Below are 21,248 nucleotides of genomic sequence, written 5' to 3' on the forward strand. Positions count from 1 at the left end.
TGGGCACAGCGCAGGGGGTGATCAGAGAAAGGGAAATCTCACGCATGGCTGCGTTCAATACTAGAAAGCGGTCAGTTTCGTTGGCGCGGCGCGCGCCAACATGGCGCTTTTGCTCGGCCATGCACAGGCCGGGCCCATACATGCAAACCCGTTGATTTTAGTCGGTAGTCACGGCCGTGCGGCACAAAAGACCTGTGTGCGGCATTTATGCATTAAATCGGCCACAAAGCACGCCCAAAAACGCGGCCCAGCGGGTAACAGTGCTCTGTAGACGGGCATTCGCCCCCCTCGGGTATGGCTTGCGGCATAAAATCGACGTTTCTGGCCCCGTTGGGTCAGCTTTATTGCCTTTCTAGTCCCCCATGAGCTCTTCCAATTCCTCCACCCCTCTCTCATACAAAGATGCTGGCGTTGATATTGACGCAGGCGACGCGCTGGTCGAGCGCATCAAGCCGCTGGCCAAGAAAACCATGCGCGAAGGCGTGATGGCAGGTATTGGTGGCTTTGGCGCGCTGTTTGAAGTGCCCAAGCGCTACAAAGAGCCAGTGCTGGTGTCTGGAACGGACGGCGTGGGCACCAAGCTGCGCCTGGCTTTTGAGTGGAACATGCACGACACCGTGGGTATCGACCTAGTGGCCATGAGCGTCAACGACGTGCTGGTGCAAGGCGCCGAGCCGCTGTTCTTCCTCGATTACTTTGCCTGCGGCAAGCTCGATGTCGATACCGCAGCAGCGGTGGTCGGCGGCATTGCCAAGGGCTGCGAGCTGTCGGGCTGCGCGCTGATCGGTGGCGAGACCGCCGAGATGCCCGGCATGTACCCCGATGGCGAATACGACCTGGCCGGCTTTGCCGTCGGTGCCGTCGAGAAAAGCAAGATCCTGACCGGCCAGAATGTGCAAGCCGGCGACGTGGTGCTGGGCCTAGCCTCGCACGGCGTGCACTCCAACGGCTTCTCGCTGGTGCGCAAGTGCATCGAGCGCGCCGAAAGCCAGGGCGGCCTGCCCGACACCCTGGATGGCAAGCCCTTCAAGCACGCCATCATGGAACCCACCCGCCTGTATGTGCTCAACGTGCTGAAGGTGCTGGCTTCGCAGCCCATCAAGGCGCTGGCCCACATCACCGGTGGCGGCCTGCTGGAGAACATTCCCCGCGTGCTGCCTGAAGGCCTGGGCGCACACCTGGTCAAGGGCAGCTGGCCCCAGACCGAGCTGTTTGCCTGGCTGCAAAAGACCGCTGGCATTGACGATATCGAGATGAACCGCACGTTCAACAACGGTATCGGCATGGTGGTGGTCGTGCCCGCAGAAAGTGCGCAAGCCGTGCAGGACGCCTTCACCGCGCTTGGTGAACAAGTGTGGGCTATTGGCAGCATTGGCCCACGCGGTGCCGATGCCGCAGTCACGGTGCGCTAAGCTTCCTCAATAGGGCAGGCGCAGTTCAGTTGCCTGCCCAGCGCGCAGCAGGGGCCAGACCCTGGCCCACCGACTCGCTCAGATGGATGGCCTACCATGCAACCGGATTCTGCAACGCCTTCGTCCAACAGCCCCAGCCTGCCGGCCAGTGGCGCCAAGGACCTGCCCCACCAGTGGCGCCCGCCCCCTGCGCACTGGGGCGTGCGCGTGGCCTCCTATGTGCTGATGGGCGCTGGGCTGCTGCTGATCATGCTCAACGGCTTGCTGGTGGGTCTGCTGGCCGCATGCGCGGGCTACACCTTTACCCTGTTTTTGGTGCACAAGATTCGGGAGCTCAGCCGCGTTCCCACTGCGCTGAACACACCCCCACCACTGTGGATTGAATACCTGGCCGTCACCATCGTGCTGGTCGTGCCCGTGGTGCTGGTCACCCTGGGTCTGATCCACTCCCAGGGCTATTTGCTCAATGCCCCGCAGCAGTACCGCGAGATGCTGGTATCAATGGCCAAGACCTTGCTCGACCTGCGCAGCAAGCTGCCGCCCGAGCTGGCCAATGTATTGCCCGATGGCGTGCAAGACCTGCAGCAGCGGGCGGCCGAGTACCTGGGCACCAAGGCTGGCGCCATCGCCAACATGGGCCGGCTCTGGCTGACCGGTCTGCTCTATGTGTTTGTCGGCCTCTTGATTGGCTCGCTGGCCGCCGTGCGCCACAGCCGCCATTCCCACGCGCCGCTGGCCTACCAGTTGCAGCTGCGGGTGCAGCGCTTTGGCGATGCCTTCCGCCAGATTGTTGCGGCCCAGTTCTGGATTGCGCTGTTCAACACCATCCTGACCGCCATCTTCCTGCTGGGCATTCTGCCGCTGATCAATATGCGCCTGCCCTACAGCGGCGCGCTGATCATGCTGACCTTCTTTGGGGGCCTGATTCCTATCGTCGGCAACCTGGTGTGCAATGCGGTGATCACCACCGTGGGCCTGTCGGTGTCGCCCCTGACTGCCGTGGCCTGCCTGGCCTTTTTGGTACTGATCCACAAGGCCGAGTACCTGATCAACGCCAAGGTGGTGGGCGCCAAGACGCATATGGGCGTCTGGGAGCTGCTCTCCGTCATGTTTGTCGCCGAGGCCATTTTTGGCCCCTCCGGGCTGGTGGCAGCCCCGCTTTTCTACGCCTATCTGAAAAAAGAGCTGTTTGCGGCGCGGTTGATCTAACCTCTAGTCTTTGGCGCTGCACCAGGTGGAGGTGCAGCCCCTGCTCCTTGCCACCGCTTCCCCACGCAGCTGCAGGTACTGCGCCAACCCCAGCACAAGCGGTTGGCTTTTAGCCCTCGCCTTGGCGCTCTGCCGCCCACATCCCTGCGCCTGGTCAGTGCTGCCTGCACTGCCCCACGACCGTGTAGGTTCGCAGCGCTGCGCCCTAGCCCAATCCCGCACACCCACCTGCATCTACCGGGAATCCGGGCATAAAAAAACCTCGGTGGTTAAGCCGAGGTAATTCGTATTGAATGATCGAGAATCTGGATTAATAGACTTCCGGAACGTACATAGAAGCAGGCACGGGAACCCGGCTGTAATCCGGGTGGCGTATCCGGTCCGGCAGCACCACATTCTCATGGTCCACATCGGTATAGGGCACCTGGGCCAGAAAATGCGCGATGCAGTTCAAACGTGCTTTTTTCTTGTCATCGGCATGTACCAGCCACCAGGGCGCTTCGGGGATGTGGGTGCGCTCCAGCATCACTTCCTTGGCCTTGGTGTACTCTTCCCAGCGCACACGGCTTTGCAGATCCATGGGAGAGAGCTTCCACTGCTTGAGGGGGTCATGGATACGGCCCAGGAAGCGCAGATGCTGCTCTTCGTCGCTGATCGAGAACCAGTACTTGACCAGCAGAATCCCCGAGCGCACCAGCATTCTCTCGAAGTCCGGCACGGTGCGGAAAAACTCTTCGTACTGGTCATTGGTGCAAAAGCCCATGACCTTCTCGACACCAGCGCGGTTGTACCAGCTGCGGTCAAAAAGCACGATCTCGCCGGCGGCGGGCAAGTGCGCCACATAGCGCTGAAAGTACCACTGCGTGCGCTCCCGGTCATTGGGGGCCGGCAGGGCCGCAACCCGCACGACGCGGGGGTTCAGGCGCTGGGTAATGCGCTTGATCACGCCACCCTTGCCAGCGGCATCGCGGCCTTCGAACAGCACAACGACCTTCTGGCCCGTGTGCTGCACCCAGTCCTGCAGCTTGACCAGTTCACCCTGGAGTCTCAAGAGCTCACGGAAGTACTGGTAGTCGTGCTCCGTCATGCCAGCGGCAAACGGCGTGCCGAGCATGCCATCTTCCATCTCGAGCTCCAGAGACTCGTCGTAGCCATCCATCACATCACGCGCAATCTTGTGCATGACGTCTTCTGGAGAAATTCCTAATCGATCTTTCATAGTGGCGCATCCCTAGTGCCGCTATCTTGCCGAAGTTGTGTGACGACAGAATGACAAGAAAATGTCAAACCAACGTCAAATGTTACATCCGTTGCAAATCTAACAAAGCAGCACGTATATGGGCAGCATCTGAAGGGCTGCCGGTCTGGTTCAGGTATTGCTGCAGGTCTTCGCGGGCGCGGTCATGCACACCCAGCTCGGCGTAGGCCAGGCCGCGGTCCCGCAGTTCAGTCCATTCGCTGGGCAGCAGCAGCAGCAGGCGGTTTTGCACCTCGATGAGCTTGGCCCAGCTCTTGTCGCTGCGGTAAACCTCCTTGAGGTTGGAGAGCATGCGCACAATGATGTCGCGTGGCGTCGCGGCCTGCAAATACAAGCCCAGCGGCACATCGTCCTCGTCAACGCGGTGAAAGGCCTTTTGCATGGGTTCAAGCATCTCGGCCAGCATGCCACTGGAAAAAGACTGGCCCGAGAGCGGATCGAGCACGATCTGCCCTTCTGCAACGCTGACCTTGAGCAAAAAATGGCCGGGAAAGCAGATGCCGTGGGCCGGCAGCTGCAAGGCCGAGGCCAGCTCCAGCCAGATGACGGCCAGCGATACGGGGATGCCGCGCCTGCGGTGCAGCACGGCATTGAGGCAGCTGTTGTCGAGCGCGTAGAAATCATTGGGGTTGCCTTGAAAACCCCAATCGGCATAGAAGCGGTGGTTGAGCGCCTTGAGGCGGGTCAGCGCGCTGCGGCTGCTGGCATCGCGGCTTTCCATCAGCTGGCCCAGCAGCTTGTCCACCTCGTGCAGCACCTGCTGGGTGTCCAGCTGGGGATACTCGATGCAAGCCACGGCGGCGGCCGCTTCGAGCAGCGGAAAGCCGTCGTCACTGCTGACCAGTGACGCAAAATGCTCCAACGGTGTGGGGATAGAAAAGCGGAAGTCCATACACATCCCAACTGCAGCGCATTCGCATACATGGCTGGCACCCTAGTGCGCTGCCAGTGCCATGGTTTCTATGTATACCACCAGACAGGCCGCGATGCAGGCCCTGGGCGATGGAAATCGCGCAAAAACCGCACAATCCCTAACCCATTGCCGCCTAAAGGCCACGGCCCGCTCAGCGGCGCAGCAAGCTGCGCAGCTTCATGCCTGAGAGCGCCAGCACGCCAAAGTACAGCAGAACCGAGCCGGTCATCCACAGCGCCAGCAGGCCCACGCGCTCCAGCCGCTGGCTGCCCATCGCAACCCAGTCCGTCATCTGCGCGCCCCAGGCCAAAAAGATGGTCAGCAGCGCCACCGCCAGCACCACCCGCGCCAGAAAAATCCACCAGCCTGGCAGAGGCTTGAAGCTGCCGCGCCGAATCAAACCAACCAAGAGCCACAGCGCATTGATCACCGCGCCCAGACCAATCGACAAAGCCAGACCGGTATGCGCCAGCGAAGGCACCAGCACCACATTGAGCAGCTGGGTGAGCACCAGCACACAGATGGCAATCTTCACCGGCGTGCGGATGTCCTGGCTGGCATAAAAGCCCGGTGCCAGCACCTTGATGGCCACCATGGCCAGCAGCCCCACCCCATAGCCTTGCAAGGCCAGCGCAATCTGGTTCACGTCCGAGCCTTTGAGCGCGCCGTAATGGAACAGCACGGCCACCAAGGGCTTGGCAAACACCAGCAGGCCCGCCGCACAAGGGGCGGCCAGCAGCACCACAATGCGCAAACCCCAGTCCAGCATGGCGCCATAGCGCTCATCGTCACCCGCAGCCTTGGCCGATGACAGCTGCGGCGTCAGCACCACGCCCAGTGCCACCCCCAGCAAAGCGGTGGGGAACTCCATCAGGCGGTCGGCGTAGAACAGCCAGGTCACGCTGCCGGGTGCCAAGTAAGAGGCAATCTGGGTGTTGATCATCAGCGAGATCTGGGCCACACCCACGCCCAGCAAGGCGGGCGCCATCAGCGACAGGATGCGGCGCACCCCGGCATCGGCCCAGGCCGCCTTGATCACCGAAGGCCGGCAAGAGATACGCGGCAGCATGCCGATGCGGCGCAGCGCCGGAAACTGCACCAGCAGCTGCAGCACGCCCCCCGCCATCACGCCGACGGCCATGCCATAAATAGGCTCCAGCCCATGGCGGCGCAGCCAAGGCGTCAGCGCCAAAGCGGCCACGATCATGCTGACATTGAGCAGCACCGGCGTGAAGGCCGGCACGATGAAACGCTTCCAGGTATTGAGCACGCCAGCGGCCAGTGCCACCAGGGACATGAAGCCGATATAGGGAAACATCCAGCGCGTCATCAGCACGGCAGCGTCATAGCTTTCCGGGTTTTGGCGCAGGCCGCTGGCCAGCAGCCAGACCAGCGCGGGCGCCGCAACCACGCCTACCACGCAGGTAACGGCCAGAATCCAGAACAGCACGGTGGCCACGCTGTGCACCAAGTCACGTGTGCGCTCCTCGCCCTCTTTGGTCAAGGTGGTGGCCAGCACCGGCACAAAGGCCTGGCTGAAGGCCCCTTCTGCAAACAAGCGCCGGAACAGGTTGGGAATGCGAAACGCCACATTGAACGCATCGGTCAATGCGCTGGCACCAAACATGGTGGCCATCAAAAGATCGCGGGCAAGCCCCGTAATACGCGAGAGCAGCGTAAACAGGGAGACGGTGGAGGCGGCTTTGAACAGTGACACACCGGGCAGTGTAGCCGTGCCACTGGTGGGAAATTGCCGGTTATCTGGATTTCTGAGTAAACAGCAGCTATAATGCCCGATTCACTGAAAACATCCGCAGACTCAAAGGACACTCATCATGGCATCTAAGCCAGTCAAGAAAAACCCCCGTTTGGCATCCGGCCGCAAGCGCGCCCGCCAAACCATTAAGCTGAACGCCGCTAACACCTCGCTGCGTTCCAAGTACCGTACCGCTATCAAGAACGTGGAAAAGGCTGTTGCCGCTGGCGACAAGACCAAGGCCACCGAACTGTTTGCCAAGGCACAATCCGTGCTGGACACGATTGCCGACAAGGGCATCTTCCACAAGAACAAAGCTGCTCGCGATAAGAGCCGCATTGCTGCCAAGGTCAAAGCCCTGGCACTGGCCGCCTAAGCCCATTAGGCAATCGCACGGGCAGAATCCTCTGCCCGCCGTTTGTAACGGGTGCGCTCTCAGTGAACTAAAAAGCCGTCGCAAGACGGCTTTTTTCGTTGTATCCATCGACTCTGCACTGCGCAGCTCGCATCACCCAACGGCGCAGCTACTGCCATTGGCGGCCATGGCAGCATTGGCGGCGGCAGTCGCATCCAGGCCCCCACCCGCAGGGGCCGCAAAAAAGGCCTGAAAACTCAGGCCTTGGTGGTATCGCTGGGGCTGCTGGCCGGTTTGCCAGGATCGATCGGCACCTCGGGGATCAGGCAGGCATCGGTGGTCTGCAGATCGTTGTCGCGCGCAAAGTTCATCACAAAATCCCAGGCCATGGGCTCATGCACCTGCAGATCGCGCTTGACGATCACGCACTTGGCGCCATTCATGGTGGTGGGAACGCACCAGGGCGAATAACCCAAATGGCTGCCACGGCGCGCGCCGCCCGGACGAAACTGGCTCATCACCCCCGCAAGACGTTCCGCCCAGTCGCTGGGGCGAAAGGTCTTTCCATTCTGGGTCAGGCCCAGGATGAAGACTTCTTGAGATGTTGGAGAAACCATGGGGTGGAAGCCTCTGATAGACGCCCGGTGCGCAGGATCACTGCCTCAGGCCAAACCCGTATTTTAACTCTTATATAAGAGATCGGTGTGCGCAAGGCATAAGTTCAAAACATCCAAAGATGCAAAAAACACATAACCTGGCGCAGCGAGCGGTCGCTGCCCAGCACGGGCCTGCCCGGCGCATGGTGCCGCCTTCAGTCTAGCCATGCGCTGTTGACAAGCGAGTGACCGTGGGCGACTGCGATTCTGTGATGCGCATTCTTCACTAGTCTGTCGCTGCCCAGCCCCTAGAATGGGTATTCCGCTCGGTGCTGTGCCATAGGGGTACGGGCTTAGGCGGATTTTTTGATTCTGATCCTTTTTTCCGGAGATTTTCCATGCAAGACCTCGTCAAGCCTTCTGAGCCCCACGTGATGACTACCTATGGCCGCGTGCCAGTCGCACTGGAACGAGGCCAGGGCGTGCGAGTCTGGGATGTCAACGGCAAGGAATACCTGGATGCGCTGGGCGGCATCGCGGTCAACACCCTGGGCCACAACCACAGCAAGCTGGTGGCAGCGCTGCACGACCAGATGACCAAGCTGATCCACACCAGCAACTACTACTATGTGCCTGGCCAGGAAAAGCTGGCGGCCTTGCTGGTTGAGCGTTCGCAGATGACCAATGTCTTCTTCTGCTCCACCGGCCTCGAAGCCAATGAAGCGGCCATCAAGATCTCGCGCAAATACGGCGTGGACAAGGGCATCGAAAAGCCCGTGATCGTCGTGTTCGACCATGCCTTCCATGGCCGCTCGATCGCCACCATGAGCGCCACCGCCAACCCCAAGGTGCGCAACGGCTTTGGCCCGCTGCTGGACGGCTTTCTGCGCGTGCCGGCCAACGACTTTGTGGCGCTGCAAGAAGCCACCGAGGGCAACCCCAATATCGTCGCCGTGATGATGGAACCCATCCAGGGCGAAGGCGGCCTGCACCCGATGCGCGCCGACTTCATGAAGCAGGTGCGTGCGCTGTGCGACGCCAAGGACTGGCTGTTTGTCGTTGACGAAATCCAGGCCGGCATGGGCCGCACCGGCAAGTGGTTTGCCCACCAGTGGGCGGGCATCGTGCCCGATGTGATGTCCTTGGCCAAGGGCCTGGGCTCGGGCGTGCCAGTGGGCGCCGTGGTAGCCGGCCCCAAGGCCGCCAAGGTGCTGCAACCGGGCAACCACGGAACCACCTTTGGTGGCAACCCGCTGGCCATGCGTGCTGGTGTGGAAACCATCGCCATCATGGAAGAAGAAGGCCTGCTGGCCAATGCCACCAAGGTGGGCGATTACCTGCAGGCAGCGCTGAACCAGGCACTGGCCGGCACACCCGGTTTTGTCGAAGTGCGCGGCCAGGGCCTGATGATCGGCGTGGAGCTGAACAAGCCCTGCGGCGAGCTGATCACGCGTGGCGTGCAAGAGGCCGGCCTGCTGTTCAGCGTCACCGCCGACACGGTGATCCGCATCGTGCCGCCGCTGATTCTGACCGAAGCCGAAGCCGATGAAATCGTCGCCAAGCTGGTGCCACTGGTCAAATCCTTCCTGGCAGGCCAATAAGGCCAGAAAAGAACGCAATGAAACACTATCTGCAATTCCAGGATTTCACGGCTGACGAATACGAGTACCTGCTCAAGCGCGCCACGCTGATCAAGCAAAAGTTCAAGGGCTATGTCACCCACCACACCTTGGCTGACCGCACCTTGGCCATGATCTTCGAGAAGGCCAGCACCCGCACCCGCGTGAGCTTTGAAGCCGGCATGTACCAGCTGGGCGGCTCTGTCGTCCACCTGACCACGGGCGACAGCCAGCTCGGCCGCGCCGAGCCCATCGAGGACAGCGCGCGTGTAATCAGCCGCATGACCGATCTGGTGATGATCCGCACCTTCGGGCAGGACAAGATCGAGCGCTTTGCCGAGCATTCACGCGTGCCGGTCATCAATGGCCTGACCAACGAGTACCACCCCTGCCAGATCCTCGCCGACATCTTCACCTACATCGAGCACCGTGGCTCCATCCAGGGCAAGACGGTGGCCTGGGTGGGCGACGGCAACAACATGGCCAACACCTGGCTGCAGGCGGCCAACCTGCTGGGCTTCAAAGTGCATGTCAGCACGCCCAGCGGCTACGGCATTGACGAGAAGCTGGCCTTCAGCGGCCGCGCCTATGACAAGGGCTGCTACCAGCTGTTCAGCGACCCGCAAGAGGCCTGCAAAGACGCCGACCTGGTCACCACCGATGTGTGGACCAGCATGGGCTATGAAGAGGAAAACGAAAAGCGCAAGAAGGCCTTTGCCGACTGGTGCGTAGACCTCGACATGATGGCCGTCGCCAAGAAGGATGCGCTGTTCATGCACTGCCTGCCCGCCCACCGCGGTGAAGAGGTGCAAGCCGAGGTCATCGACGGTCCGCAGTCCGTCGTCTGGGACGAGGCCGAGAACCGCATGCATGTGCAAAAGGCCTTGATGGAGTACCTGCTGATTGGCAAACAGGGGTAAGTCGCTGCCAGCCAGCTAACCGTCGTTCAGCTGGCTCAGCTACCCAAGTCGGTCCAGATATAGCAATGCCCCGAACCTTGCGGTATCGGGGCATTGTCATGTCAGCGCAGATCCGGCAGATCAGGCGGCCGGCGCCGTCGTGCGGATCAGGTGGTCAAACGCGCTCAGCGCAGCAGTCGCGCCCGCCCCAGCGGCAATCACGATCTGCTTGTAAGGCACATTGGTGCAGTCGCCTGCGCCAAACACGCCGGGCAAGTTGGTGTGGCCCTTGGCGTCGATCTCGATCTCGCCAAACGGGGTCAGCTGCACGGTGCCCTTGAGCCAGCCGGTGTTGGGCAGCAGGCCAATCTGCACAAAGATACCTTCCAGCGCGACGGTCTTGATCTCGTCGTTCGTGCGGTCCTTGTAGGTCAGGCCGGTTACCTTCTTGCCGTCACCGTTCACTTCGGTGGTCTGTGCATTCAGGATGATGTTGACATTGGGCAAGCTGCGCAGCTTGCGCTGCAGCACCGCGTCGGCCTTCAACTCCGAGGCAAACTCCAGCAAGGTCACGTGCTTGACCACACCGGCCAGGTCAATCGCGGCCTCAACACCCGAGTTGCCGCCACCAATCACCGCCACCGCCTTGCCCTTGAAGAGCGGGCCATCGCAGTGCGGGCAGTAGGTCACGCCCTTGGTGCGGTAGGTGTCCTCACCAGGCACATTCATGTTGCGCCAGCGCGCACCGGTCGACAGGATCACCGTGCGGGCCTTGAGCTTGGCACCCGACTCGGTTTCGATTTCAATCAGACCGCCCTCTTGCGCTGCAGGCGTCAAGGACTTGGCGGTCTGCAGGTTCATGATGTCGACCTCGTAGTCACGGATATGGCTTTCCATCGCGGCCGCAAACTTGGGGCCATCGGTCTTGCTCACGGAGACAAAGTTCTCGATATCCACGGTATCCAGCACCTGGCCACCCAGGCGCTCGGCCGCAATGCCGGTGCGGATGCCCTTGCGTGCAGCGTAGATCGCAGCGGCTGCACCAGCGGGGCCACCGCCGACAATCAGCACATCAAAGGCTTCCTTGCCCGAAATCTTTTGCGCTTCGCGGGCTGCAGCGCCGGTATCGACCTTGGCCACAATCTCGGCCAGCTCCATGCGGCCTTGGCCAAAACGCTGGCCGTTGACGAACACCGTGGGCACGCCCATGATTTCGCGGTCTTGCACTTCCTTCTGGAACAGGCCGCCATCAATCGCGGTGTGCGTGATCTTGGGGTTGAGCACGGACATCAGGTTCAGCGCCTGCACGACGTCCGGGCAGTTGTGGCAGGACAGCGAGTAGAAGGTCTCGAAGTGCAAGGGCGTGTCGATATTGCGCACTTGGTCAAGCAGCTCGGCCGATTCCTTCGAGGGGTGGCCGCCCACTTGCAGCAGCGCCAGCACCAGCGAGGTGAATTCATGGCCCAGGGGCACACCGGCAAAACGCACGCCGACATTGGTGCCGGGGTTGGTGATCAGGAAAGAAGGCTTGCGCACATCGGCTGCGTTGTCTTCGACCACCGAAATCTTGTCGTTCAGTTCTTTGATATCGGCCAGCAGCTGGCGCACTTCCTTCGACTTTTCACCGTCATCCAGGGTCGCCACCAGCTCGACGGGCTTGGTCAAGCGCTCCAGGTAGGCTTTCAGTTGGGCTTTCATGGTGTTGTCGAGCATGGGACTTCCTTCAAACTTCTCGTGCCCCGCCAGGGGGCGTTGCAGCACTTTTCAAAAAAACAAAGCCCGGGCGCCAGGCACCCGGGCGTCTACTACGTTGGAATTGCAGCAGTAATTAACAGCTTAGATCTTGCCGACCAGGTCCAGCGAAGGAGCCAGGGTCTTTTCGCCTTCTTGCCACTTGGCAGGGCAGACTTCACCAGGGTGCGAAGCCACGTACTGGGCCGCCTTGATCTTGCGCAGCAGGTCTTCTGCATTGCGGCCGATGCCTTCAGCGGTGATTTCCATCGCCTGGATCACGCCTTCTGGATCGACGATGAAGGTGGCACGGTCTGCCAGGCCTTGGCCTTCGCGCAGGCAGTCAAAGTTCTGGCTGATTTGCCAGGTTGGGTCACCCAGCATGGTGTACTTGATCTTGGCGATGGTGTCCGAGGTGTCGTGCCATGCCTTGTGCACGAAATGGGTGTCGGTCGAGACGGAATAGACTTCCACGCCCAGCTTTTGCAGTTCTGCGTAGTGGTCAGCCACGTCGCCCAGTTCGGTAGGGCAGACAAAGGTGAAGTCAGCAGGGTAGAAGAAGAACACCGCCCACTTGCCCAGGACGTCTTTTTCGGTCACTTCGATGAACTTGCCATCCTTGAAAGCTTGCGTCGTGAAAGGCTTGATCTTGCTATTGAGTACGGACATGGATGTTTCCTTCTGTTGAGTAAAAACGATTGACAGGAGTCAGTATAAAAAGATGTTAATAATTGATCAATTCAATTAATATAATCATTTCAATTTAAACAAACTATTATTTAAATCCTGACCCAAGGCAGATGGCTATATGCGGGCAGCGGCCTGTTTTGCAAGCCTGCACCGCTTAGCGCGCCTTGCTCACTGCAACTTAGCACAGCGCCATGACAGCGCAGTTGCGCTGCAGCAAGCCGCATCATGCAAGCAAGCTGCGGGCTGCGTCAAATGAGAACACGACTCAGCCTTACACGCAGCCAGAGCAAAAGCACGGGGGATAAGCGCTGCCCGGTTTGGTTGCTTGACCTTTCGCAAGGACAATAGCCCCAATACCCGTCATTCACACAAGAGAAGGAGCCCACCATGAAAGGCGATCCCAAGGCCATCGGTTTTCTGCAAGCGCAGCTGAAAAACGAACTCACCGCCATCAACCAGTACTTTCTGCATTACCGCATGTACAAGCACTGGGGTCTGGACAAGCTGGCCAAGAAGGAATACGAGGAATCCATTGGCGAGATGAAGCATGCCGACTGGCTGATGGACCGCATCTTCATGCTGGACGGCCTGCCCAACCTGCAAGACCTGGGCAAGCTGCAGATTGGTGAAGATGTGCCAGAAGCGCTGGCCTGCGACCTGCGCCTGGAGCAAACTGCGCAAGCCACCATCAAGGATGGCATTGCCCACTGCGAAAGCGTGCGCGACTATGTCTCACGCGATCTGCTGCAAAAGATTCTGGACGACACCGAAGAGCACATCGATTTTCTGGAAACCCAGCTGGACCTGATCGACAAGGTCGGCTTGCAGAACTACCTGCAGTCCATCATGGGCGAGGTTGAATAAGCCGCTCCGCCGACAACGGCACGCAACAAGGACCTTCGGGTCCTTTTTTGTTGTATCTATCTCACAAACCTGCTTGCATAGATGGTTAAACAATAATCATTCGCAGCTTCTATTACACTGCGCCTTCCTCTTTTTTTTCGCACGCCAGCATCGTTTGTTTACCGGTGCCAGCCAGCGCACCGGGTCCCCCTCTTTGCCATGCTGCGTGCACGCTTTCTCCTTCGCTTTGCGGCCCACCAGGCCGAGCCTGTGCGTGTCGCATGCCAGCACCTGCATGGCGGCGGCGCAGTTGCATTCCCCGATGGCATTGGCCTGGCCATGCACAGCCTTAAGGGTGCCCGCCTGCGCCCCCCGTTTCTTCCGCGTTCAACACCCGACCACCATGTCTGACACCCTCATCCCCGCCGCCGCACCGCGTGCGCTGCACACCGCTTTGCATACGGCCCTGTGGGCGGCGCTGGCCTGCTGGGGCGGCAACGCCCTGGCACAAGATACGCAGCCGGTAACTACTGCGCCCGCAGAGACGACGCTGGCCCCCATCACCGTTCAAGGCGATACCGAAGCCGAGTCGGCCACCGGCCCGGTCAAAGGCTTTGTGGCCAAGCGCGCGATCTCCGCCACCAAGACTGACACCCCGCTGATCGAAACCCCGCAAGCCATCAGCGTGGTGACCCGCGACCAGCTCGATGCCCAGGGCGTGACGACCCTGCGCGAAACCACGCGCTACACCGCAGGCATCAACTCCAGCTATTTCGACAACCGGGTCGACAGCTTCAAGGCCCGGGGCGGCGATGTCAGCCAGTACCAGGATGGGTTGCTGCGCACCTATGGCACCTACAACAACATCAAGGTCGAGCCCTATACCCTGGAGCGGGTCGAGTTTCTGCGCGGCCCCTCGTCGGTGCTCTATGGCCAGGGCAGCGTGGGCGGCGTGCTCAACCTGACCAGCAAGCGCCCGCTGGACCAGCCCCAGCGCGAGGTACAGCTGCAACTGGGCAGCCATAGCCGCAAGCAGATTGCCAGCGATATCACCGGCCCCATCGACGAGGATGGTCGCTGGCTGTACCGTCTGGTCGCGGTGGGCCGCGACAGCAACACCCAGGTCGACCATGTCAAGGACGACCGCCTGGTCATTGCGCCCTCGCTGACCTTCAAGCCCTTTGCTGGCACCTCGCTCACCTTGCAGGCCATGTACCACAAGGACAAGAGTGGCTCGATCACCCAGTTCTTCCCCTGGCAGGGCACGCGCCTGCCCAGCGCCTATGGGCAGATTCCCACCAACACCTTCATCAGCGAGCCGAACTTTGACAAGTACGACTCCGAGAACAAGTCCTTTGGCTACCTGTTCAGCCACCAGCTGAACGACAGCTGGACCTTGCGCCAAAACCTGCGCCGCACCAGCAGCGAGGTGGACTACCGCACGCTCTACACCAGCTTTGCCGCCAATGCCGCCGCCGGCCGCCCGGCCCGGCCGGTGTTCGATGCCGATGGCCGCACCGTGCAGCGCGATGCCGTCTGGCAGGTCAACGGCGGCCGCATGCTGCTGGTCGACACCCAGCTCGAAGGCAAGCTCCAAACCGGCGATGTGCAACATACCGTGCTGGCCGGCATGGACTGGCAGCGCAACACCACCAGCCAGGCCAGCTGGCGCGCGCTGGGCACACCGCTCGATGTCTACAACCCCGTCTACGGCTCGTTCACGCCGCCCACCGCCTCGCAGCTGGTGCAGGCACCCAATGTGGCGCAGCGCCAGCTGGGCTTTTACCTGCAGGACCAGCTGCGCTGGGGCGACTGGACGGCCACGGCCGGCCTGCGCCGTGACCATGCCAAGACAGAGACTGAAGGCCGGCCTGCTGCCGCTGCTGACGACTCGGCCTGGACCAAGCGCCTGGGCGTCACCTACCAGGCCGGCGGCGGCTGGGCGCCTTACCTCAGCTACACCGAATCCTTCCAGCCGCTGGGCGGCGTGGACTTTTACGGCACGCCCTACAAACCGCAGCGCGGCAAGCAGGTCGAAGCCGGTGTGAAGTGGATCCCCGAAGGCCGGGGCATCTCCGGCTATGCCGCCGTCTACAGCCTGCGCGAGGAAAACCGCAAGACCAATGACCCGGCCAACCCGCTCAACAGCCTGCAGCTGGGCGAAGTCAAGACCCAGGGCTTTGAGGCCGAAATGACTGCCAGCCTAGCCAAAAGCTGGGACTGGACCGTTGCCTACGCCTATACCGATGCCAAGATCAGCCGCAGCAATGCGGGCGACCAGGGCCAGCGGGTCACCGCCGTCTCGCGCCACATGGCATCGAGCTGGCTGATGCACCGCTTTGCCAGCCAAGGGCGCGGCGGCTGGAGCGTGGGCGCGGGCATGCGCTACAGCGGCCCACAGTGGACGGGCACCACGGCCATCGACACGCCCTCGTCCCTGCTGACCGATGCCATGGTGGCCTATGACAGCGGCGACTGGCGCCTGGCCTTCCATGCCAACAACCTCACCGACAAGGTCGTGATCACCCAGTGCCTGTCACGCGGAGACTGCTTCTATGGCGAGCGCCGCAACTTTTTGCTGACCGCCACCTACCGCTATTGATCGCTGATCACTGATCACTGATCGCTGTTCGCTGCTCGCCCGCAAACCGGGCGCAAAAAAAGGGTGCCAGGCACCCTTTTGCCACTGCAGAGCGCAGCGCTGCGATCAGCGGGCGGATCAGGCCACCGCCATCTCGTCCGAAGTCGCCAGGAAATCCTGACCGATGCGGCCGCCCAGCGCATGCACCCGCTCCAAAAAGCGCACCAAAAAGGCATGCAGGCCGGTGGCCAGCAGCTCGTCGATGCGGCCGTACTGCAGCTCGGCCAGCAGCAGGCCGGCCTGGCGCTGGGTCTCGGATGAATGGTCGTTGGCGACGGCCTCCAGAATCTGCACCACCTCGTACATGCTGGCATGCAAGGAGCGCGGCATGTCGCGCCGCAAAATCAGCATCTCCGCTACGCGCTCGGGCGTGATCACATTGCGGTAGACCTTGCGGTACACCTCAAAGGCCGAGACGCTGCGCAAGATGGAGCTCCAGTGGTAGAAGTCCGAAGGTGCTGGCCCCTTGCCCGGCTGGAAAGAGCCGTGGTAATCGTTCTTGACGGCATGGAAGCGCACATCGAGCAGGCGGGCGGTGTTGTCTGCCCGCTCGATGAAGGTGCCCAGGCGCAAAAACAGAAAGGCATCGTCTTGCAGCATGGTGCCTGAAACGACGCCCCGCGACAGGTGCGAACGCAGCTTGACCCACTCAAAAAACTTGGCCGGGTCGGTCTCAAACTTCTTGGCCTTGAACCAGCGGCTCATGTCCAGCCAGGTCATGTTCAAGGTCTCCCAGGCCTCGGTGGTCAAGGCGCCGCGCACGGCACGCGCGTTCTCTCGGGCCGCCAGCAGGCAGCTGTAGATCGACGAGGTATTGGTCTCATCGCGCACCATGAAATGCAGCACCCCGTCGAGGGTGATCTCGTCATGGCGCTCGTAGTAGGCAGGCAGCAGCTCGCTGATGGACAGCACGCTTTGCCAGGCCTTGGTGGCCGCAGATGCGGACTGCGGCAGCATCGAGGTCTCGTAGCTCACATTGAGCATGCGGGCAGTGTTTTCCGCACGCTCGGTGTAGCGGGACATCCAGTAGAGGTGGTCGGCGGTTCGGCTCAACATAGTCACATTCTTTCGCTTGGCAAGTAGATGGCGTTCACATGAGATGCCCGAAGGTCTTACTGCTGCATGCCATCCCATTCGCTGTAATCATCTTCCGGCCCGCGCAGCACCCAGGTGTCCTTGGTGCCGCCGCCTTGCGAGGAGTTGACCACCAGCGATCCATCCTTGAGGGCCACCCGGGTCAGCCCGCCCGGCACCATCTGCACCTCCTTGCCGCTGAGCACAAAGGGCCGCAGATCGATATGGCGCGGCGCAATACCGCTTTCCACATAGGTGGGGCTGCTCGACAGGCTGAGCGTGGGCTGGGCGATATAGCCGTTGGGCTTGGCCTTGAGCGCGGCGCGGAAGGCCTCAATCTCGGCGCGCGTGGACGCCGGGCCAATCAGCATGCCGTAGCCGCCAGCGCCATGCACTTCCTTGACCACCAGTTCATCGAGGTGGTCCAGCACATAGGCCAGGTCATCGGGCTTGCGGCACATCCAGGTCGGCACATTTTTCAAGATGGCTTCTTCGCCCAGGTAGAAGCGGATCATGGCCGGCACATAGGGGTAGACCGATTTGTCGTCCGCCACCCCCGTGCCCACGGCATTGCAGATGGCCACATTGCCCTTGCGGTAGGCGCGCATCAGACCAGCGCAGCCCAAGGTGGAGCTGGAACGGAAAACGGTGGGGTCGAGAAAGTCGTCATCGACCCGGCGGTAGATCACATCCACCCGCTGCAAGCCCTGGGTGGTGCGCATGTACAGCACATCGTCACGCACCAGCAGATCCTGGCCTTCGACCAGCTCCACGCCCATCTGCTGGGCCAAAAATGCATGCTCAAAATAGGCGCTGTTGTACATGCCCGGGGTCAGCACCACCACGGTCGGGTTGTTGGCCGCATGGCTGGGCGCGCTGGCGCGCAAGGTGTCCAGCAGCAAATCGGGGTAATGCGCCACCGGGGCCACCGCATGGCTGCTGAACAGACCCGGGAACAAGCGCATCATCATGCGCCGGTTCTCCAGCATGTAAGACACGCCTGAGGGCACGCGCAAGTTGTCTTCCAGCACATAGTAGGTGCCGCTGCCGTCCAACTCGGCGGCGCGCACGATGTCGATGCCGGCGATGTGCGCATAGATGTCCATGGGCACATGCACGCCCCGCATCTCGGGCCGGTACTGGCTGTTGTCCAGCACCAGGTCGCGTGGCACGATGCCGGCCTTCAGAATCTCCTGGTCGTGGTAGACATCGTGGATAAAGCGGTTGAGTGCCGTCACACGCTGCACCAGGCCTTTTTGCATCTGGGCCCACTCTTGCGAGGGGATGATGCGCGGGATCAGATCAAAGGGAATCAAGCGCTCGGTGCCCGAGCCGTCCTGGTCCTTTTCGCCGTAGACCGCGAAGGTGATGCCCACGCGCCGGAAAATCAGCTCCGCCTCCTCACGCAAAGCCTGCATTTTCTCGAAGGGCTGCTGCAGCAGCCATTTGGCATAGCTTTGGTAGTGCGCTCTTTCTGCGCCGTTGGCATAGGGCAGGCCCTGGTACATCTCATCGAACTTTTGCATCGCAAAATCCTTTCTGGCTCCAGCAGCTTAGCAAGTTTCGCGCCACCAAAATCTAAGTACTAACCTTCATCAGGAATTAGGGGCTGATTTGTTTTATTAATACCCGGCCCACCCTCTGGGCTGTTGGCGCTGGCAACCCCATGGTGCCAATAGCGCGGCCGCTGCTGCCGCTCACATGCCAGGGCCTGGGGCTGGTCGGAGCGCCAATAGGCTGCACCACAATCGACCGTATTGCGCAGCGCAATCTGCATCTCTTGGTAACGCCGCTGCACCGGCAAGGCGGGGTGGCCAAAGCGGTTGCGGTAGCCCGTTTGCGCAACCGCCCAACGCGGGCCTACCGCCTCCAGCAGCAGCCGTGTAGATGAAGTATTGCTACCGTGGTGCGGAGCCAGCATCAGATCGGCTTTCAAGAGCCCGGGGGATGCGGCATGGTGCCGAAGCATATCCCGCTCCTGGGCGCGCTCAATATCGCCAGGCAGCAAGGCCACCGCCGCATGGCCGCCCCATACAGCCGCTTCGATGCGCAACACGCAGCTGTAGGCATTGCCTGAATCGGTGCGCGGGCCCGAGCCACTGCCAGGCACGGGCCCTGCGTCCTCGGCCAGCGGGTACAGCACGCTGAAGCGCACGCCATCCCAGCTCCAGGCCTGGCCTGCTTGGCAGTCGCGCCAAGGGGCCGATGCCAACCCCAGGCGGCGGCGCTCATGGGGCAGCAGCGAGCCCAACAGGCCCAGCGGCCGCAGTTGCTCCAGCACCGCCTGGGCCCCTCCGCTGTGGTCCACATGGGCGTGGCTCAGCACCAGCAGATCGAGCCGGCCACTGTCCAGCCCGCGCGCGCCCAAGGCCTGCAGCGTGGGCACCACCACCCGGTCGCCCGCATTGCTGCCCGGCCCATACAGCGGGCCCGCGTCATACAGCAGGGTATGCCGGGCCGTCTGCACCAGCACCGCCTGGCCCTGGCCCACATCCAGCGCCCACAGCGCAAACTGGCCAGGCAGGGGCCGCAGCGGCTGCCACCACAGCGCCGGCAGCAAACAGGGCAAGCCCAGCAGCCGCAGACGCCAAGGCCAGGGCAGCACCAGCCAGACGCCACCCACGATGGCGGCAAGCCCCGCCCAAGCTGGGGCTGCGGCCAGCCACAGCGCCGCGTGGGGCCAACGGGCCAGCCACTGCAACACGGCCATCAAAGGGTGTAGCGCCCAGGCCGCCGCCTCCCACAGCGCCGGCACCAGCACACCCAACAAGGCCAGCGGCGTGACCACCCAGGTCACCCAGGGAATGGCCAGCAGATTGGCCAAAAAGCCCACCACCGACACCTGGCCAAACAGCAGCAGGGACAGGGGTGTGATCGCCAGGGTCACCACCCATTGCTCGCGCAATAGCTGGACAACAGCCATCCGCAAGCGCCGCAGCCCACGCACGGCAGGCCCCGGCTCGGGTGCTGCGGGGCTGCGCCTGTCTATGCCCCTGTCCGAAGCGAACAAAATGCCCACGGCCAAAAAGCTGAGCCAGAACCCCGCCTGCAGCAAGGCCATGGGCTGGGCCAGCACCACACAGACACAGGCCAGCAGCCAGCGCATATACCAGGGCCACTGCCGGCCGCTGGAGGCCAGCGCCGCCACAACAACCAGCATCAGCACCGTGCGCTGCGCAGGAATGCCCCAGCCGCTGAACACCGCATACAGCCCGGCGCACACCACCCCACCCCACAAGGCCACGCGGGTGGCAGGCAGCCACAAACACAGACGGGGGCTGCACCGCCAGCCAAAGCCGATCATGGCGGCGGCCACCCAGGCAAACAAGGTGATGTGCAGCCCTGATATCGCCATCAAATGGGCCACCCCGGTGATGCGGAACACACGCCAGTCTTCGCGGTCAATTGCGCGTTGCTCACCCGTGACCAGCGCCACCAGCACGCCTGCAATGCGGGCCTGCTGCGCCGCCTGCGGCTGGCCGGGCGGAGCGAGCTGCTGCACCATGGCGTCGCGGACATGCTGGCGCAGGCGCTCCACCCCATGGCCTTGCTGCGATGCCAGCAGTACGGGCTCCTGCGGCTTGCCATGGCGCACATAGCCGGTTGCCTGCACGCCCTGCTCCCACATCCACATCTCGTAGTCAAAGCCATGCGGGTTCAGGCTGCCATGGGGCGCGCGCAAGCGCAGCGGCAGCCGCCAGCGCTGGCCCGCCTGCAGCAAGGGCAAGGCATGCTCGGCCGATGCAGGCTGCTCCGGCGCGATGCGCGCAAAGGCACGGTGGTCTGCGCGGTACCAGGACAGGTCCATCAGCGGTGGCACCCCCACCGGCGCGCCCTCGCGCCAGGCCCGCTCCGTCTTCAGGCGAAAGCGCTGGCCGCCCGTCACCGGCAATGGCATTGCTACCACCACGCCCTCCACTTGCAAGTCCACCCCTTCCAATGCCGGGCTCAATGCGGTCTGCGCCTGGTTGGCAGCGCGCAGGCCCGCCAGGCCAAAGGCCAGCGCGGCGGCGGCCAGGCAGCAGCATGCACGGTCAGGCCAACGTGCAGGTTTGCGCCAACACGCGAGCAACAAGCTCGCCGCCGCGCCCAGCAGCGCGCAGGCGGCATAGTACGCGCCGGGCCAGAGGCTGGCTTGGTGCAGCTGCAGCGCCGTGCCAGCCAAGATGCCCCACAACCATGCGCCAGGGCGCCAGCCGGAGCAAGAGGTCTCCTTCATCCAAGCATGCTATGCAGCACCGCACCCCAGCCC

Annotated in this window: 17 protein-coding genes; 8 read left to right on the forward strand and 9 right to left on the reverse strand. The window is 62.1% G+C overall.

Annotation, left to right across the window (positions count from 1 at the left end; all coding sequences use genetic code 11):
* The first annotated feature begins 362 nt into the window (after positions 1-362).
* Both purM and M2375_RS08485 read left to right on the forward strand, forming a co-directional pair.
* The gene (purM, locus tag M2375_RS08480) at positions 363-1,412 is read left to right on the forward strand and encodes a phosphoribosylformylglycinamidine cyclo-ligase (protein WP_259165168.1); all 1,050 of its coding nucleotides are present in this window, start codon (positions 363-365) and stop codon (positions 1,410-1,412) included.
* A gap of 96 nt (positions 1,413-1,508) precedes the next feature.
* Positions 1,509-2,621 carry an AI-2E family transporter gene (locus tag M2375_RS08485; RefSeq protein ID WP_259165169.1) on the forward strand — a complete coding sequence of 371 codons (1,113 nt, stop codon included), beginning with the start codon at positions 1,509-1,511 and terminating at the stop codon, positions 2,619-2,621.
* A 310-nt stretch (positions 2,622-2,931) separates the two neighbouring features.
* Here the strand turns inward: M2375_RS08485 and ppk2 are convergent, their stop codons facing one another.
* The 3 genes from ppk2 to murJ all read right to left on the reverse strand — a co-directional run bounded on the left by ppk2 (position 2,932) and on the right by murJ (position 6,509).
* Entirely contained in the window at positions 2,932-3,840 is a 909-nt protein-coding gene (ppk2, locus tag M2375_RS08490) for a polyphosphate kinase 2 (protein WP_259165170.1), read from the reverse strand.
* 82 nt (positions 3,841-3,922) lie between these two features.
* The gene (locus M2375_RS08495) at positions 3,923-4,771 is read right to left on the reverse strand and encodes a SirB1 family protein (protein ID WP_259165171.1); all 849 of its coding nucleotides are present in this window, start codon (positions 4,769-4,771) and stop codon (positions 3,923-3,925) included.
* A 172-nt stretch (positions 4,772-4,943) separates the two neighbouring features.
* On the reverse strand, positions 4,944-6,509 hold the full coding sequence (gene murJ, locus M2375_RS08500) for a murein biosynthesis integral membrane protein MurJ (protein ID WP_259165172.1): 1,566 nt from the start codon (positions 6,507-6,509) through the stop codon (positions 4,944-4,946).
* 118 nt (positions 6,510-6,627) lie between these two features.
* Here murJ and rpsT point away from each other — a divergent pair, with 118 nt between their 5' ends.
* Complete coding sequence (gene rpsT / locus M2375_RS08505; protein ID WP_021025539.1) at positions 6,628-6,924, forward strand: 30S ribosomal protein S20; 297 nt, start codon at positions 6,628-6,630, stop codon at positions 6,922-6,924.
* 236 nt (positions 6,925-7,160) lie between these two features.
* On the opposite strand, the gene M2375_RS08510 is transcribed toward rpsT, so the two are convergent.
* Entirely contained in the window at positions 7,161-7,520 is a 360-nt protein-coding gene (locus tag M2375_RS08510; RefSeq protein ID WP_259165173.1) for a DUF3579 domain-containing protein, read from the reverse strand.
* A gap of 377 nt (positions 7,521-7,897) precedes the next feature.
* Here M2375_RS08510 and M2375_RS08515 point away from each other — a divergent pair, with 377 nt between their 5' ends.
* Positions 7,898-9,100 (forward strand): aspartate aminotransferase family protein, encoded by a 1,203-nt coding sequence (locus tag M2375_RS08515; RefSeq protein ID WP_259165174.1) that lies wholly within the window; start codon positions 7,898-7,900, stop codon positions 9,098-9,100.
* A 17-nt stretch (positions 9,101-9,117) separates the two neighbouring features.
* Complete coding sequence (gene argF, locus M2375_RS08520; protein ID WP_259165175.1) at positions 9,118-10,038, forward strand: ornithine carbamoyltransferase; 921 nt, start codon at positions 9,118-9,120, stop codon at positions 10,036-10,038.
* A gap of 120 nt (positions 10,039-10,158) precedes the next feature.
* On the opposite strand, the gene ahpF is transcribed toward argF, so the two are convergent.
* On the reverse strand, positions 10,159-11,730 hold the full coding sequence (ahpF, locus tag M2375_RS08525) for an alkyl hydroperoxide reductase subunit F (RefSeq protein ID WP_259165176.1): 1,572 nt from the start codon (positions 11,728-11,730) through the stop codon (positions 10,159-10,161).
* Between the two features lie 123 nt (positions 11,731-11,853).
* Complete coding sequence (ahpC, locus tag M2375_RS08530) at positions 11,854-12,417, reverse strand: alkyl hydroperoxide reductase subunit C (RefSeq protein WP_239809010.1); 564 nt, start codon at positions 12,415-12,417, stop codon at positions 11,854-11,856.
* 408 nt (positions 12,418-12,825) lie between these two features.
* Here ahpC and bfr point away from each other — a divergent pair, with 408 nt between their 5' ends.
* The 3 genes from bfr to M2375_RS08545 all read left to right on the forward strand — a co-directional run bounded on the left by bfr (position 12,826) and on the right by M2375_RS08545 (position 15,883).
* Complete coding sequence (gene bfr, locus M2375_RS08535; RefSeq protein WP_259165177.1) at positions 12,826-13,302, forward strand: bacterioferritin; 477 nt, start codon at positions 12,826-12,828, stop codon at positions 13,300-13,302.
* Positions 13,303-13,500: 198 nt separating this feature from the next.
* The gene (locus M2375_RS08540; protein WP_259165179.1) at positions 13,501-13,692 is read left to right on the forward strand and encodes a hypothetical protein; all 192 of its coding nucleotides are present in this window, start codon (positions 13,501-13,503) and stop codon (positions 13,690-13,692) included.
* On the forward strand, positions 13,685-15,883 hold the full coding sequence (locus M2375_RS08545) for a TonB-dependent siderophore receptor (RefSeq protein ID WP_259165181.1): 2,199 nt from the start codon (positions 13,685-13,687) through the stop codon (positions 15,881-15,883). Before M2375_RS08540 ends, M2375_RS08545 begins: the two co-directional genes overlap by 8 nt.
* A gap of 117 nt (positions 15,884-16,000) precedes the next feature.
* On the opposite strand, the gene M2375_RS08550 is transcribed toward M2375_RS08545, so the two are convergent.
* Genes M2375_RS08550 through M2375_RS08560 form a run of 3 tightly spaced genes read right to left on the reverse strand, consistent with a single transcriptional unit; the run spans position 16,001 to position 21,215 of the window.
* Positions 16,001-16,978 (reverse strand): alpha-E domain-containing protein, encoded by a 978-nt coding sequence (locus M2375_RS08550; RefSeq protein ID WP_259165182.1) that lies wholly within the window; start codon positions 16,976-16,978, stop codon positions 16,001-16,003.
* Between the two features lie 56 nt (positions 16,979-17,034).
* Positions 17,035-18,522 carry a circularly permuted type 2 ATP-grasp protein gene (locus M2375_RS08555; protein WP_259165183.1) on the reverse strand — a complete coding sequence of 496 codons (1,488 nt, stop codon included), beginning with the start codon at positions 18,520-18,522 and terminating at the stop codon, positions 17,035-17,037.
* Between the two features lie 59 nt (positions 18,523-18,581).
* On the reverse strand, positions 18,582-21,215 hold the full coding sequence (locus M2375_RS08560) for a DNA internalization-related competence protein ComEC/Rec2 (protein WP_259165184.1): 2,634 nt from the start codon (positions 21,213-21,215) through the stop codon (positions 18,582-18,584).
* Positions 21,216-21,248: the final 33 nt, after the last annotated feature.

Source organism: Comamonas sp. BIGb0152 (genome assembly GCF_024809975.1).
Classification (GTDB): domain Bacteria; phylum Pseudomonadota; class Gammaproteobacteria; order Burkholderiales; family Burkholderiaceae_C; genus Comamonas.